This window comes from Burkholderiales bacterium (genome assembly GCA_015075645.1).
GTDB lineage: Bacteria > Pseudomonadota > Gammaproteobacteria > Burkholderiales > Casimicrobiaceae > VBCG01.
In genome coordinates this window covers 437799-452554 of the sequence record JABTUF010000001.1, presented here as the reverse complement: position 1 = coordinate 452554, position 14756 = coordinate 437799, and the positions used below count along the sequence as shown (strand labels likewise).

Below are 14756 nucleotides of genomic sequence, written 5' to 3'. Positions count from 1 at the left end.
CGCGGGTGGGTGGCGGGGCGCTCATCGGTCGCGCGGCGCGAGCGCGACCGCCCGCACGTCGTCGCCCTGCTGCACCCCCAACGCCGCGGCGGCGCCAGACGTGAGCGGCACCCGCTCGATACCCGGCGGCGCGCTCGCGAGCACCGCGCGGAACGCCTCGAAGCGGCGATTGCACACGAGCCAGCGCACCGCTTCGGGCGGTGCCGCGCCGGTCTCGATCACGACCGGCATCACGCGCGAGCGGCGCACCGCGTCGATGGTGTCGCGGAACGCCTCGACCGTCGGGCCGGCATCGAAGATGTCGATGTAGCCGTCGTAGCGGAAGCCTTCCTGCTCGAGCATCCGGCGCGCCGGCTCGGTGTCGACGTGGACCGCGCCGATCGCTTCGCGCGCCGCGGCGGGCAGCAGGTTCACGTACACCGGATGGCGCGGCATCAGTTCGGCGATGAACGCCTTCTGGCCGATGCCGGTCAGGTAGTCGGCCGTCGTGTATTCCATCGCGAAGAAGTGCCGGCCGAGACCCTCCCAGAACGGCGAGCGGCCCGAGGCATCGACGCGCCCGCGCAGTTCGGCGATCACCTTCGCGCCGAAACGCTCGGCGAACTCGGCGATGAACAACAGGCGGCTCTTCGCGATCAGCGGGCCGTTGCCCGCATCGCGGAACGCCTGGTCGACGAACAGTGTGCAGAGCTCGGTGTGCCCGGTGTGGTCGTTCGCGAGGAAGAGCGTCGGAACGGCCGTGTAGACGTCGAGCGCGCGCGAGGCGTGCACCAGCGTTCCGACGCGGTAGTTGTACCAGGGCTCCTTCAGGCCGACGGCCGCCTCGATCGCGCTGATGCCGACGACGCGCTGCGCCGCGCCGCCGCGGCCCGGTTCCACGAGCACGAACACGTAGCATGCCTCGGCGCGGGGCACCTCGCCGGCGAACGACGCGATCGAGCGGTCGATGCGCTCGGCGAGAGGTTCCCGGCTCGCGGGCAGCGTCGTGAGTCCGGCGCCGGTGCGCTCGCAGAGCGCCAGCACGGCGGGCAGGTCGTCGCGCGCGATCGGGCGGACGACGAACATGGAAGGGGTCAGACTCGACTTTCGCCGGCCGGCTCGCTCATTGGGCGCCCGTCGGAACGGCGAAAGTCGAGCCCGACCCCGGTCATGTCAACGCGCGATTGAGCGCGGACTCGAGGCGCGCGAGCCCTTCGAGGATCTCGTCGAGTGAGATCACGAGCGAGGGCGCGATGCGCACGACGTCGGGCCCGGCCATCAACACCAGGAGACCGGCCTCGCCCGCCGCCTGCATGACGGCGCCCGCCTTGCCGCGCCAGGGCTCCGCGAGTTCGCAGCCGAGCCAGACGCCTTCGCCGCGGAGGTCGCGGAACACCGGCCGGCGCGCGTTGATCGCCTTGAGCCCCTCCATGAACAACGCATGGCGCGCCTTCACGCCGTCGAGGACCTCGGTCGTGTTGACGATGTCGAACACCGCTCCGGCCACCGCGCAGGCGAGTGGATTGCCGCCGTAGGTCGTGCCGTGGACGCCGACCGAGAACACGCTCGCGATCTCGTCGGTCGTGAGCATCGCGCCCACCGGAAAGCCGCCGCCCAGGCCCTTCGCGGAGGTCAGGATGTCGGGGACGACGCCCTTCTGCATGTACGAGTAGAGCGCGCCGGTGCGCCCCATGCCGCTCTGGATCTCGTCGAGGATCAGGAGCGCCCGGTGCTCGGTGCACAGGCGCCGCGCGGCCAGAAGGAACTCCGGCGTGCCCGGCGTCATGCCCCCTTCGCCCTGCATCGGTTCGAGGATCACCGCGCAGATGTCGTCGCCGCCGTCGCGGAAGGCCGCCTCGAGCGCCGCGACATCGTTGAACGGCACGTGGGTGATGCCCGCGGGGCTCGGGCCGAAGCCCTGCGAATACTTCGCCTGCCCGCCGGCGGTGACGGTGAAGAGCGTGCGGCCGTGGAAGGCGTTGACGGTCGAGATCACGCGCATCTTGTGCGCGCCATGACGGTCGTGCGCGTAGCGGCGCGCGAGCTTGAGCGCCGCCTCGTTCGCCTCGGCGCCGGAATTGCAGAAGAACGCGCGGTCGGCGAACGTCGCGTCGACGAGCCGCTGCGCGAGACGCAGCGCGGGCTCGTTGGTGAACCAGTTCGACACGTGCCACAGCGTGCGCGCCTGCTGCTCGAGCGCCCGCACGATCGCCGGATGGCAGTGGCCGAGCGAGGTGACCGCGACGCCGCTCGCGAAGTCGATGTACATGCGCCCCTGCTGGTCCCACACGCGCGAACCTTCGCCGCGCACCGGGACGAACGCCGCCGGCGCGTAGCAGGGGACCATCAGGCGGTCGAAGTCCTCGCGCGTCACCGGCATCGACGCGCGCGGCGATGCGGGGGCGACCTCGCGCGGGCCGGCGGCGAGCACCGCGCGGGCGGTGGCTGGGTCGATCGGGGAGTTCATGCGCGAACCTTAGCAGGGATGACGCGGTTTCGGGCGGCGTGTCGCGCGAACCGTGAGGCATCGGTCGGCGGCGCCCCGGCCGTGGCAGGCGCGAGGCAGCCGAGTCGGGTTCCTCTGGGCCTCCGGGCGGCCGTTGCCGCGCGGATCAGAGCGCCGCGATCACCACGATCTCGACCTTGTATTCGGGCCGGGCGAGCGTCGCCTCGACCGTCGCGCGCGCCGGCGTGTGACCCTCCGGCACCCAGGCCTCCCACACCGCGTTCATCGCCGCGAAGTCGGAGATCGAGCGCAGGTAGACGGTCGCGGACAGGATCTTCGTCTTGTCGCTGCCGACCTCGCCGAGCAGACGGTCGATCGTCGCGAGGACCTGGCGGGTCTGGGTCGCGAGATCGGCGGCGAGATCGTCCGCGCACTGCCCGGCGAGGTAGACCGTGTTGCCGTGGACGACGCTCTGCGACATCCGCTTGCCGACGTGGTGACGCTTGATGGTCATGGTGCCTTCCCGTGGTTGCGGCGAACGCCGCGTGAAGGCAGGATTCTATGCGATCCGTTCGACCGGCGACCCGTGACCATGACTGCCCGCCTTGCCCTCGCGCTCGGCGCGATCCTCGCGTTCGCGGCGGTTGCCCTGGGAGCGTTCGGCGCGCATGCGCTCAAGTCCCGTCTCGCACCGGACTCGGCGGCGGTCTGGCAGACCGCGGTCCTCTACCACGGCTGGCACGCGCTCGCGCTCGTCGGCGCCGGATTGTTCCTGATGCCGCGTCCCGATGCCGCGGCGATCGCGGTGGCCGCCTGGCTCTTCCTCGCCGGCGTCGTGCTGTTCTCGGGAAGCCTCTACGTTCTTGCGCTGACCGGCGTGCGCGGATTCGGAGCGGTCACGCCTTTCGGGGGCGTCGCGTTCCTCGCGGGCTGGGCCGCGTTCGCGTGGGGGGCGTGGCGGGTTGGGTCGTGAGACGGAAAGCAGGGTCAGACTCGACTTTCCGGACGCGTGCCGACCGTGCCCAGGAGGAGCGTGTAGCCGTCGGCGGGCGCTTTCGCCACCAGCTCGGACCCGAGGTTGCCGCCGGCGCCGGGCCGGTTGTCGACGAACACCTGCGCCTTCCACGCCTCGGTCAACCGGGCGGCGACCGCGCGGGCGAGGATGTCGGTGGCGCCGCCGGCCGGGAACGGCACGACGATGCGGATCGGCTGCTGCGGATAGGCCGGCTGTCCGAGCGCGACGGGCGATGCGACGGCGGCGAGCGTCGCCGCGACCGCGGCGATCAACGTGCGACGGTTCATCGTTTCCTCCTGGCGGCGCTGTCGCCGCGTGTCGTGGTCATTCCGCGGCATATCCGCGCCGCTCGCATCGCGAGCATTTCGTTCGCCGCGTCGCCGTGCGCCGCGGAATCGCCCGGCGCGAGCCGGTGCGTTTCCCGCGGGCGCGGGGCGCGCGCCCCGGACCCGCACCCGCTACCGCACGCCGACGCACGCTACCGAAGCGCTGCCGCGACGCCGGCGGCCTCATCGCACCGTCGGTACGAGGCGCACCACCGAGTGTCGGCTGCAGCGGGGATCGCATTCGCGCGTCGTCGATCCCCGGCGCAAGCGCCGTGGGCCCTCGCCGACGCAGCGACCCCGCTAGTCCACCTTCGCGCCGCTCGCCTTCACGATGCGCGCGTACTTCTCTCGCTCCTTCGCGATGAACGCCGCGAACTCCGCGGGCGTCGTCGGCGACGGTTCCGCGCCCTGCGCGAGCATCTTCTCGCGCACGTCGGGCGAGTTCAGCGCCTTCACGACCGCCGCGTTCCACTTCGCGATGACCTCCGGCGGCGTTCCGGCCGGCGCGAGCAGTCCGAACCAGGTCGAGATGTCGAAGCCCGGCATCCCGGCCTCCGCCATCGTCGGCAGGTCGGGCGCGAGTCGGCTCCGTTGTGCCGTCGTCACCGCGATCGGCCGCACGGTGCCGCCCTTCACCTGCGCCATCGCGTTGGCGAGGTTGTCGAACATGAACTGCGTGTCGCCCGCGAGCAGCGCCTGCAGCGCGGGCGCGCCGCCCTTGTACGGGATGTGCATCACGTCGGTGCCGCTCTCGAGCTTGAAGAGTTCGCCCGCGAGGTGCCCGGCGCTGCCGTTGCTTCCCGAGCCGAAGTTGGTCTTGCCCGGGTTCGCCTTCGCGTAGGCGATGAGGTCCTTCAACGTGTGGACCGGCGACTTCGAACTCACGATCAGCACGTTGGGCGTGATCGCGACGTTGCTGATCGGCGCGAAATCGCGCGCCGCGTCGTAGGGCATCGTCCGGTACAGGTTCGGGTTGACCGCGTGCGTGGACAGTGCACCCATCACGACCGTGTAGCCGTCCGCGGGCGACTTGGCGACCGCGTCGGCGCCGATGTTGCCGCCCGCGCCCGGCTTGTTCTCGACCACCACCTGCTGCCCCCACTCCTCCGACAGCTTCTGGGCGAGGAGGCGGCCGACGTTGTCGAGCGACCCGCCCGGCGGGAACGGGACGACGAGCTTGACCGGCTTCGACGGGAACGCCTGCGCGCCGGCCGCCGGGATGGCGCCCGGGGCGGCAACGGTCAGCAGGGCGGCGAGCACGGCGCCGGTGATGGTTCGGAAGAGAGTCAGGGAACGTCGGCTCATCGTGCAGGTCCCAAGGCGGACGAAGGGGCGTCGATTCTAGCAAGCCCCTCCGGGGGGCGCCGCGCGGTTTGCCGGGGTCCCGTCCCCGGTCCATAATCGTCGTTTTGCCTCGCCGGGGCGTTCCCCGGGCCCCACAGCCGAATTCATGAACAAGCCCGCCGCGGTCGCCGTCATCGTCATCCTCGTCGTCGCGGCCGCGGGGAGCGGCTACTGGATGGGCCAGCGCAAGATCGCGTCGTTGCCGGGCGCGTCGGGCCAGCAGGCCGGAGGGAAGGCTGGCCAAGGGGGCGATCCCGTCAAGGGACCGGTGAATGGAGCGGCGGCCCAGGGAGGCGAAGCGGTGACGGTCGAGGCGGCGAAGGTCACGTTGACCGCGCTGCCGCAGGCCATCATCGCGGTCGGCAGCCTCCGCTCCGACGAATCGGTCACCGTCCGGCCCGAAGCGGCGGGCCGCATCAGCGAGATCGGCTTCAAGGAAGGCCAGCGCATCGCGAAGGGCGACATGCTGCTGCGCCTCGACCCCGCGGTGAACGACGCCGAGGTCCTGCAGGCGCGCGCGAATCTCACGCTCGCGAAGACCAAGTTCGACCGCGCGGTCGACCTCGCGAAGAGCAATTTCATCTCGGGACAGGCGCGCGACGAGGCCGAGAACAACCTCAAGGTCGCGCAGGCCGCGCTCGCGCTCTCCGAGGCGAAGCGCGCGAAGATGGAGATCCGCGCCCCGTTCTCCGGCATCGTGGGCCTGCGCTCGGTGTCGGTCGGCGACTACGTGAAGGAGGGCGCCGACATCGTCAACCTCGAGTCGATCGACCCGCTCAAGGTCGACTTCCGCGTGCCCGAGGTGTTCCTGAAGCAGGTGCGCACCGGCCAGCCGCTCGAGATCACGCTCGACGCGCTTCCGGGGCGCAGCTACGCCGGCCGCATCCTGGCGATCAACCCGCTCGTCGACGCCGCCGGCCGCTCGATCGTGATCCGCGCGCAGGTGGCGAACCCGGACACGACGCTGCGGCCGGGCATGTTCGCGCGCGTGCGGCTCATCACCGGCGAGCGGCAGGACGCGATCGTCGTCCCCGAGCAGGCGCTCGTGCCGTTCGGCAGCGACCAGTTCGTGTTCAGGGTCGTCGACGGCAAGGCGCAGCGCGTGCGCGTCGACATCGGCCAGCGCGGCGACGGCCGCGTCGAGATCCGGCAGGGGCTCGGTCCGGAGGACACGGTCATCGTCGCCGGCCAGCTCAAGGTGCGCGACGGCGTGCCGGTGGTCGCTGCGCCGCCGGCACGACCGGCCCAGGCCGGTGGCGCGCCGGGCGCGGTCAAGGGCACGGCGTCGGCGCCGCCGTCGAAGGCCGGCGCGCAGGCCGACATCAAGGGCTAGCGGAATGCAACTGCCGGAGATCTGCATCCGCCGGCCGGTGTTCGCGACGGTGCTCTCGCTCGTCGTGCTCCTGATCGGGCTGATCTCCTACACGCGCCTCGCGGTGCGCGAGTACCCGCGCATCGACGAGCCGGTCGTCTCGGTCAACACGACCTACCGCGGGGCCTCCGCGGAGGTCGTGGAGTCGCAGGTCACCAAGGTGCTCGAGGATTCGCTCTCCGGGATCGAGGGCGTCGAACTGATGACCTCGCAGAGCCGATCCGAGCGCAGCCAGATCAACGTGCGGTTCTCGCTCAAGCGCGACCCGGACTCGGCCGCGGCCGATGTCCGGGACAAGGTGGCCCGCGTGCGGGCGAAGCTCCCCGACACCGTCGACGAGCCGGTCGTCGCGAAGGTCGAGTCCGATTCGTTCCCGGTGATCTACATCGCGGTCGAGACCGGCAGGCTCACGCCGCTCGAAGCGTCCGACTACATCAAGCGCTACGTGCAGCCGCGGCTCTCGGTGCTGCCGGGCGCGGCGGACGTCCGCATCTTCGGCGAGCGCCAGGTGTCGATGCGCATCAACCTCGACCGCTTCCGGCTCGCCGGCTACCGGCTCACCGTGCAGGACGTCGAGGACGCGATCCGCCGGCAGAACGCCGAGATCCCCGCCGGCCGCATCGAGTCGCAGGCGCGCGAGTTCACCGTCGTCGCCGAGACCGACCTGCAGACGCCCGAGCAGTTCGGCGCGATCATCGTCGCGAACGTCGGCGGCTACCCGGTCCGCATCCGCGACGTCGGCACCGTCGGGGTCGGCCCGATCGACGAGCGCACGATATCGCGCTACAACGGCAAGCCGTCGTTCAACATCGGCGTCATCAAGCAGGCGGTCGCGAACCCGCTCGAGCTGTCCGCGGCGGTGCGCGCCGAGGTGGAGCGGATCAACGCGGGATTGCCCTCGGGCATGCGCCTCATCGTCGCGTACGACACCTCCGTGTTCATCGACCGGTCGATCGGCTCGGTGTTCCAGGCGATCGGCGAGGCGATCCTCCTGGTCGTGCTGGTGATCTTCGTGTTCCTGCGGAGCTTCCGCGCGACGCTGATCCCGATCGTCACGATCCCGGTGTCGCTGATCGGCGCGTTCGGGCTCATGTACCTGTTCGGATTCACGATCAACACGTTGACGCTCCTCGCGATGGTGCTCGCGATCGGACTCGTCGTCGACGACGCGATCGTGATGCTGGAGAACATCCACCGGCACGTCGAGGAGGGGATCCCGCGGAGGGAGGCGGCGATCCAGGGAGCGCGCGAAATCGCCTTCGCGGTGCTGGCGATGACGCTCACGCTCGCGTCGGTGTTCGCGCCGCTCGCGTTCGCCACCGGGCGGACCGGCCGCCTGTTCATCGAGTTCGCGTTGACGCTCGCCGGTGCGGTGGTCGTGTCGGGGTTCGTCGCGCTGACGCTGACGCCGATGATGTGCTCGGTGCTGCTCAAGCACCAGACGAAGCACTCGTGGCTCTACAACCTGATCGAAACCGGGCTGGTCGGCCTCACGTCGGGCTACCGGCGCGCGCTGACCGCCGTGCTCCACCACCGCTGGCTCATCGTCGCGTTGTGGGCGGGCGTGGCGGCATTGGGCGCCGTGATGTTCCTGTCGCTCAAGTCGGAGCTCGCGCCGTCCGAGGACCGCGGGGTGATCTTCGGCATCGTCACCGCGCCGCAGGGCTCGACGCCGCAGTACACCAGCGACGTCCTGCGGCCGATCGAGCAGTTCTATGCGACCGTGCCGGAGGCGGGCGCCTACACCGCGTTCTCCGGCTTCCCGACGGTGGTCGACGGCAACGCGATCCTGCGCCTCAAGCCGTGGGAGGAGCGCACCAAGCGCCAGCAGCAGATCGCCGACGAGTTGCGCCCGAAGTTCGCGAGCATCCCCGGGGCGATCGCGTTCCCGCTGAATCCGCCGTCGCTCGGGCAGTCGTTCCGTTCGCAGCCGGTCGACTACGTGATTATGGCGCAGGTGCCCTATGCCGAACTGCAGCGGATGGTCGAGCGCGTGATCGACGAGGCGCGCAAGTCCCCGGCGCTGCAGAACCTCCAGACCGACCTGCGGCTCAACACGCCGGAGGTGCGCGTCACGATCAACCGCGACAAGCTCTCCGACGTCGCGGTCAACGTCGACACCGTCGGCCGGACGCTCGAGACGATGCTCGGCGGCCGCCAGGTGACCCGGTTCAAGCGCGACGGCGAGCAGTACGACGTGATCGTCCAGCTCGCGCCGGTCGACCGCACCCGTCCCGCGGACATCAGCGAGACCTGGGTCCGCGGTCGCAACAACGAGATGGTGCAGTTGTCGAACCTGGTCCAGATCCGCGAGGGCGTGGCGCCGCAGTCGCTCAACCACTTCAACCGTCTGCGCGCGGTCAAGGTGACCGCGACGCTCGCGCCCGGCTACACGGTCGACGACGGACTCAAGGCGATGGACGCCGCCGCGAAGGCCGTGCTGCCCCCGACCGCGCAGACCGACCTCGACGGCCAGTCGCGCGAGTTCCGCAAGTCCGGCGGCGAGATCTATTTCACCTTCGTGCTGGCGCTTCTGTTCATCTACCTCGTGCTCGCCGCGCAGTTCGAGAGCTTCGTCCATCCGTTCGTCATCATGCTGTCGGTGCCGCTGTCGATGACCGGCGCGCTCCTGATGCTGTGGCTCGCCGGGGGAACGCTCAACATCTACAGCCAGGTGGGTCTCGTGACGCTCGTGGGCCTCATCACCAAGCACGGCATCCTGATCGTCGAGTTCTCCAACCAGCTCCGCGCGAAGGGCGAGGAACTCTTCGCCGCGGTGGTCGACGCCTCGACGCTGCGGCTGCGGCCGATCCTGATGACGACCGGCGCGATGGTGCTGGGCGCGCTGCCGCTCGCCCTCGCCCACGGCGCGGGCGCGGAGTCGCGCACCCAGATCGGCTGGGTGATCGTCGGGGGCATGTCGTTCGGCACGCTGCTCACGCTGTTCGTGGTCCCGACCGCCTACACGCTCCTCGCCGGCCGCCGCCGGAGCGCGGCCGAGCCCCGGGAGGCGTCCGGCGCTCCGCCCCGCCCGGTCCTGCACCCCGGCCAGGCCGACTGACCAGGACCGGCAAAGGCCACCGGGGCACTCACGCTCGCGCCTCGCGGGGACTCGTCGCGGAGCGCGGTTTGCCCTAGAATCGCCGCGACCACAGGGCGCATCGCCCGGCATCGTCCCACCCGAGGAGGAACCATGACGTACCGTCCCGCACGCCTCGCCCGCGTCGCGCTCGCCGCGCTCTTCGCCGGCGCCGCATCGCTCGCGCAGGCGCAGACCGAGATCCAGTGGTGGCACTCGATGACCGGCGCGCTGAACGACCGGGTCAACGAGTTCGCGAAGGGCTTCAACGACAGCCAGAAGGAATTCAAGATCGTCCCGGTCTACAAGGGCGCCTATCCGGAATCGATGGCTGCGGCCATCGCGGCGTTCCGGGCCGGCAACGCGCCGCACATCCTGCAGGTGTTCGAAGTGGGCACCGCCACGATGATGTCGGCCAAAGGGGCGATCCGGCCGGTCGCGCAGGTGATGAAGGACGCGGGCGAGAAGTTCGACCCGAAGATCTACCTGCCGGCGGTCGCGGGCTACTACACGACGCGCCGCGGCGAGATGCTGTCGTTCCCGTTCAACAGCTCGACCTCGGTCTTCTACTACAACAAGGACGTGTTCCAGAAGGCCGGCCTCGATCCGAACCGCGCGCCGGTGACCTGGCCCGAGGTCATGGCCGCGGCCGCCAGGATCAAGGTGTCGGGCGCCTCCAAGTGCGCGTACACGACCGGCTGGCCGTCGTGGGTGCACGTCGAGAACTTCAGCGCCTGGCACAACGTCCCGATCGGCACGCGCGAGAACGGCATGGCCGGGCTCGACACCGTGTTCAAGATCAACTCGCCGCTGCACGTGCGCCACTGGTCGAACCTGCAGGAGTGGTCGAAGAAGGGCTACTTCACCTACGCCGGCCGCCGCAACGAGGCCGAGGCGAAGTTCTACAGCGGCGAATGCGCGATGCTGACCTCGTCGTCGGCGGCGCAGGCCAACATCAACCGCAACGCGAAGTTCAAGTACGGCGTCGCGTTCATGCCCTACTACGCGGACGTCGCCGGCGCGCCGCAGAACTCGATCATCGGCGGCGCCTCGCTGTGGGTGATGTCGGGCAAGAAGAAGAACGAGTACCGCGGCATCGCGAAGTTCTTCACCTACCTGTCCGACGCGAACCGCCAGGCCGAGTGGCACCAGAAGACCGGCTACCTGCCGATCACGCTCGCGGCGTTCGAGATCACGAAGAAGTCGGGCTTCTACGACAAGAACCCGGGCACCGACGTGTCGGTGCGCCAGATCAACAACAAGCCGCCGACCCCGAACTCGAAGGGCCTGCGCTTCGGGAGCTTCGTGCAGATCCGCGACGCGTTCGAGGAGGAGTTCGAGAACATGCTCGCCGGCAAGCAGAACGCCAAGACGGCGCTCGACAACTCGGTCAAGCGCGGTAACGAACTGTTGCGGCGGTTCCAGAAGACCGCGAAGGAGTAGGCCCGCGGGGCCGGCCCTGGGCGGTCCCGGGTACGGGAACCTGCGTGAACAACGCGTCTGACGCGGCGGCGAGGACCGGCTCCGGCCGATCCTCCGCCGCCTGACCGGTCGTGGACAAGCGCGTCGTCTTCCGCTCGCGCTGGCTGCCCTACGCGCTGGTGGCGCCGCAGCTCGCGATCACGATCGTCTTCTTCTTCTGGCCGGCGGGCCAGGCCGCCTGGCAGTCGATGCTGGCGCAGGATCCGTTCGGCATCGAGGTCGAGTTCGTCGGCCTCGACAACTTCAGCCACCTGTTCTCCGAGGACGAGTACCTCGCGTCGTTCCGCGTCACCGCGGTCTTCTCGCTGCTCGTCGCGGGCCTCGGCCTGTCGTTTTCGCTCCTGCTCGCCGTGTTCGCCGACCGGGCGCTCCGCGCGGCGAACCTCTACAAGACGCTGCTGATCTGGCCCTACGCGGTCGCACCGGTCGTCGCCGCGATCCTGTGGATGTTCCTGTTCAATCCGACGCTCGGCGTCGTCGCGCACTGGATGCGCGGCGCGGGCATGAACTGGGATCCGCTGCTCGACGGCAACGACGCGCTGGTGCTCATCGTGATCGCGGCGACCTGGAAGCAGGTCAGCTACAACTTCCTCTTCTTCCTCGCCGGGCTGCAGTCGATCCCGAAGTCGCTCGTCGAGGCGGCCGCGATCGACGGCGCGGGCCCGGGCCGGCGGTTCTGGACCATCGTGTTCCCGCTGCTCTCGCCGACCACGTTCTTCCTGCTCGTCGTCAACATCGTCTACGCGTTCTTCGACACCTTCGCCATCGTCGACGCCGCGACCGGCGGCGGTCCCGGCCAGGCGACGACGATCCTCGTCTACAAGGTCTACAAGGACGGGTTCAAGGCCCTCGACCTCGGCGGCTCGGCGGCGCAGTCGGTGATCCTGATGACCATCGTGATCGCGCTCACCGTGGTCCAGTTCCGCTACATCGAACGCAAGGTGCAGTACTGATGGCCGCGCGCGACGACTCCGGATCGGGCCGCGGCGGCATCCGCATGCCGTGGCTCATGCAACTGCTGCCCTGGGTCGGCGCACGCCGCGAGGGCATGGTCGAGAACCGCCCGGCGCTGACGGTCCTCACGCACGCGGTGCTGTGGATCGGCGTGGCGATCGTCGCCTTTCCGGTCTACGTGACCTTCGTCGCGTCGACGCTCACCGCGGAGGAGATCCTCGCCGCGCCGATGCCGCTCGTCCCCGGCGGGCACTTCATCGAGAACTACGTGCAGGCGTGGCAGAGCGGCGCGGGCAACTCGGCGGCGCCGGTCGGGACGATGATGCTGAACAGCCTGATCACGGCGCTCGTCATCGCGATCGGCAAGATCGCGATCTCGCTGCTCTCCGCGTTCGCGATCGTCTACTTCAAGTTCCCGCTGCGGAACTTCTTCTTCTGGATGATCTTCGTCACGCTGATGCTGCCGGTCGAGGTCCGCATCCTGCCGACCTACAAGGTGGTCTCCGACCTGGGCCTCCTCGACAGCTACACCGGGCTCACGCTGCCGCTGATCGCGTCGGCCACCGCGACCTTCCTGTTCCGCCAGTTCTTCCTCACGATCCCCGACGAACTCGCCGAGGCGGCGCGCGTCGACGGTGCCGGCCCGATGCGCTTCTTCGTCGACGTCGTCGTGCCGATGTCGCGGACGAGCGTGGCGGCGCTCTTCGTGATCCAGTTCATCTACGGCTGGAACCAGTACCTGTGGCCGCTGCTCGTCACGACGCAGGAGGACTACTACACCACCGCGATCGGCATCAAGCGGATGATCGCGGGCGGCGGCGACGCCGCGACCGAGTGGCACCTGGTGATGGCCACGGCGATGATGGCGATGATCCCGCCCGCCCTCGTCGTGATCCTGATGCAGCGCTGGTTCGTCAAGGGACTGGTCGAGACCGAGAAATAGCGATGGCCAAAGTCGACTTCCGCGATGTCCGCAAGAGCTACGGCACCCTCGAGGTGATCCACGGCGTCGACGCGCGCGTCGCCGACGGCGAGTTCATCGTCATCGTCGGCCCGTCGGGCTGCGGCAAGTCGACGCTGCTCCGCATGGTCGCCGGACTCGAGCCGATCACCTCCGGCGAGATCGCGATCGGCGACACCGTGGTGAACGACCTGGAGCCCAAGGACCGCGACATCGCGATGGTGTTCCAGAACTACGCGCTCTATCCGCACATGAGCGTCTACGACAACATGGCCTACGGCCTGCGCATCCGGGGTAAGTCGAAGGCCGAGATCGACGTCGCGGTCCAGCGCGCCGCGGGCATCCTCGAACTCGCGCCGTTGCTCGAACGCAAGCCGCGGCAGTTGTCCGGCGGGCAGCGGCAGCGCGTCGCGATGGGGCGCGCGATCGTGCGCGAGCCCAAGGTGTTCCTGTTCGACGAACCGCTGTCGAACCTCGATGCGAAGCTCCGCGTCCAGATGCGCTTCGAGATCCAGAAGCTGCACCGCCAGCTCGGCACGACGAGCCTGTACGTCACCCACGACCAGGTCGAGGCGATGACGCTCGCCCACCGGATGATCGTGATGAACGCCGGCCGCGCCGAGCAGGTCGGCTCGCCGATGGAGGTCTACGAGAACCCCGCCACGCGCTTCGTCGCGGGCTTCATCGGCTCGCCCTCGATGAACTTCCTGCCCGGCAAGGGCGCGGGCGCCGGGCGGATCGCGCTCGAGCACGGCGGCATCGCGCGCTTCGCGACCGGACAGGTGGAGACCGGGCGCAACGTGATCGTCGGCATCCGGCCCGAACACCTCGAGTTCGTCGATCCGGCCGGCGCGTTCTTCGCGGGCACGGTGGAACTGGTCGAGCAGCTCGGCGCCGACGCGCTCGTGCACCTCGCCCACGGCAGCGACGCCGCGGTCGTGCGGCGTCCGCACGGCGAACAGCCCGGGGCCGGCGCCGAACTCCATGTCGCCGCCGATCCGGCCCGCGTCTACCTGTTCGACGCGCAGACCGGCGCGCGCATCCGCTGATGGCCGCGCTGCCGCCCTGGCCGTATCCCGGGCGCTGCGCGCACCGGGGTGCCGGCAAGCTCGCGCCGGAGAACACGCTCGCGTCCCTGCGGCTCGGACACGCTCACGGCTACCGGATGGCGGAGATCGACGTCAAGCTGTCCGCCGACGGCGTGCCGTTCCTGCTGCACGACACGACGCTCGAACGCACGACCGGCGGCGCGGGCCGCGCCGATGCGCTCAACTGGCGCGAACTCTCGCGGCTCGACGCCGGGAGCTGGCACTCGCCGCCCTACGCAGGCGAGACGATCCCGACGCTCGCCGCGGTCGCGCGCTGGTGCCGCGCCAACGGTGTGGCGCTCAACATCGAGATCAAGCCGACGCCGGGCCGCGAGCGCGAGACCGGTGCGGCCATCGCGATCGACGCCGCCGCCCTGTGGAAGGGCAGCGAGGTGCCGCCGCTCCTGTCGTCGTTCTCCGCCACCGCGCTCGAGGCGGCGCTCGAGACGGTGCCCGCGCTGCCGCGCGCCTGGCTCACCGAGACCTTGCCCACCGACTGGCGCGAGCGCTGCCGCGCGCTGGGTTGCGTCGCGCTCGACGCCAAGCAATCGCTGTTGCGCGCGGACATCGTGCGCGAGGCGCACGCCGCCGGCTTGCGCGTTGCAGCGTGGACGGTGAACGACGCGGAGCGCGCAGCCGAGCTCGCCGCCTGGGGCGTCGACACCGTGATCACCGACGCCGTCGACGTCATCACGTAGACGGGGCGGCGC

General features: G+C 70.0%; 13 protein-coding genes. 8 read left to right on the top strand and 5 right to left on the bottom strand.

The annotated features are described in order from the left end of the window. Positions 1–21 precede the first annotated feature (21 nt). The 3 genes from astA to HS109_02045 form a co-directional block, all read right to left on the bottom strand. Positions 22–1065 (bottom strand): arginine N-succinyltransferase, encoded by a 1044-nt coding sequence (astA, locus tag HS109_02055; protein MBE7521148.1) that lies wholly within the window; start codon positions 1063–1065, stop codon positions 22–24. Between the two features lie 82 nt (positions 1066–1147). After that, positions 1148–2359, bottom strand: a complete 1212-nt coding sequence (locus tag HS109_02050) for an aspartate aminotransferase family protein (protein MBE7521147.1) — start codon at positions 2357–2359, stop codon at positions 1148–1150. A 232-nt stretch (positions 2360–2591) separates the two neighbouring features. Next, positions 2592–2939 (bottom strand): RidA family protein, encoded by a 348-nt coding sequence (locus tag HS109_02045; GenBank protein ID MBE7521146.1) that lies wholly within the window; start codon positions 2937–2939, stop codon positions 2592–2594. Positions 2940–3017: 78 nt separating this feature from the next. Here HS109_02045 and HS109_02040 point away from each other — a divergent pair, with 78 nt between their 5' ends. After that, the gene (locus HS109_02040; protein MBE7521145.1) at positions 3018–3398 is read left to right on the top strand and encodes a DUF423 domain-containing protein; all 381 of its coding nucleotides are present in this window, start codon (positions 3018–3020) and stop codon (positions 3396–3398) included. Between the two features lie 14 nt (positions 3399–3412). On the opposite strand, the gene HS109_02035 is transcribed toward HS109_02040, so the two are convergent. Together HS109_02035 and HS109_02030 are read right to left on the bottom strand one after the other, a co-directional pair. After that, a complete protein-coding gene (locus tag HS109_02035; GenBank protein MBE7521144.1) occupies positions 3413–3727 on the bottom strand; it encodes a hypothetical protein in 315 nt (104 codons plus the stop codon). Between the two features lie 339 nt (positions 3728–4066). After that, a complete protein-coding gene (locus tag HS109_02030; protein ID MBE7521143.1) occupies positions 4067–5071 on the bottom strand; it encodes a tripartite tricarboxylate transporter substrate binding protein in 1005 nt (334 codons plus the stop codon). A 145-nt stretch (positions 5072–5216) separates the two neighbouring features. Here HS109_02030 and HS109_02025 point away from each other — a divergent pair, with 145 nt between their 5' ends. The 7 genes from HS109_02025 to ugpQ all read left to right on the top strand — a co-directional run bounded on the left by HS109_02025 (position 5217) and on the right by ugpQ (position 14744). Continuing rightward, positions 5217–6443: an efflux RND transporter periplasmic adaptor subunit gene (locus tag HS109_02025; GenBank protein ID MBE7521142.1), complete on the top strand. Its 1227-nt coding sequence runs from the start codon at positions 5217–5219 to the stop codon at positions 6441–6443. Positions 6444–6447: 4 nt separating this feature from the next. Next, entirely contained in the window at positions 6448–9543 is a 3096-nt protein-coding gene (locus tag HS109_02020; protein ID MBE7521141.1) for an efflux RND transporter permease subunit, read from the top strand. A gap of 132 nt (positions 9544–9675) precedes the next feature. Beyond that, positions 9676–11004, top strand: a complete 1329-nt coding sequence (gene ugpB / locus HS109_02015) for a sn-glycerol-3-phosphate ABC transporter substrate-binding protein UgpB (protein ID MBE7521140.1) — start codon at positions 9676–9678, stop codon at positions 11002–11004. Between the two features lie 110 nt (positions 11005–11114). Next, entirely contained in the window at positions 11115–11996 is an 882-nt protein-coding gene (gene ugpA, locus HS109_02010; protein MBE7521139.1) for a sn-glycerol-3-phosphate ABC transporter permease UgpA, read from the top strand. Between the two features lie 95 nt (positions 11997–12091). Next, complete coding sequence (gene ugpE, locus HS109_02005) at positions 12092–12940, top strand: sn-glycerol-3-phosphate ABC transporter permease UgpE (GenBank protein ID MBE7521138.1); 849 nt, start codon at positions 12092–12094, stop codon at positions 12938–12940. A gap of 2 nt (positions 12941–12942) precedes the next feature. After that, positions 12943–14007, top strand: coding sequence for a sn-glycerol-3-phosphate import ATP-binding protein UgpC (locus tag HS109_02000; GenBank protein ID MBE7521137.1), 1065 nt, complete (start codon positions 12943–12945; stop codon positions 14005–14007). After that, the gene (gene ugpQ, locus HS109_01995; protein MBE7521136.1) at positions 14007–14744 is read left to right on the top strand and encodes a glycerophosphodiester phosphodiesterase; all 738 of its coding nucleotides are present in this window, start codon (positions 14007–14009) and stop codon (positions 14742–14744) included. Before HS109_02000 ends, ugpQ begins: the two co-directional genes overlap by 1 nt. The last annotated feature ends 12 nt before the right edge of the window (positions 14745–14756 follow it).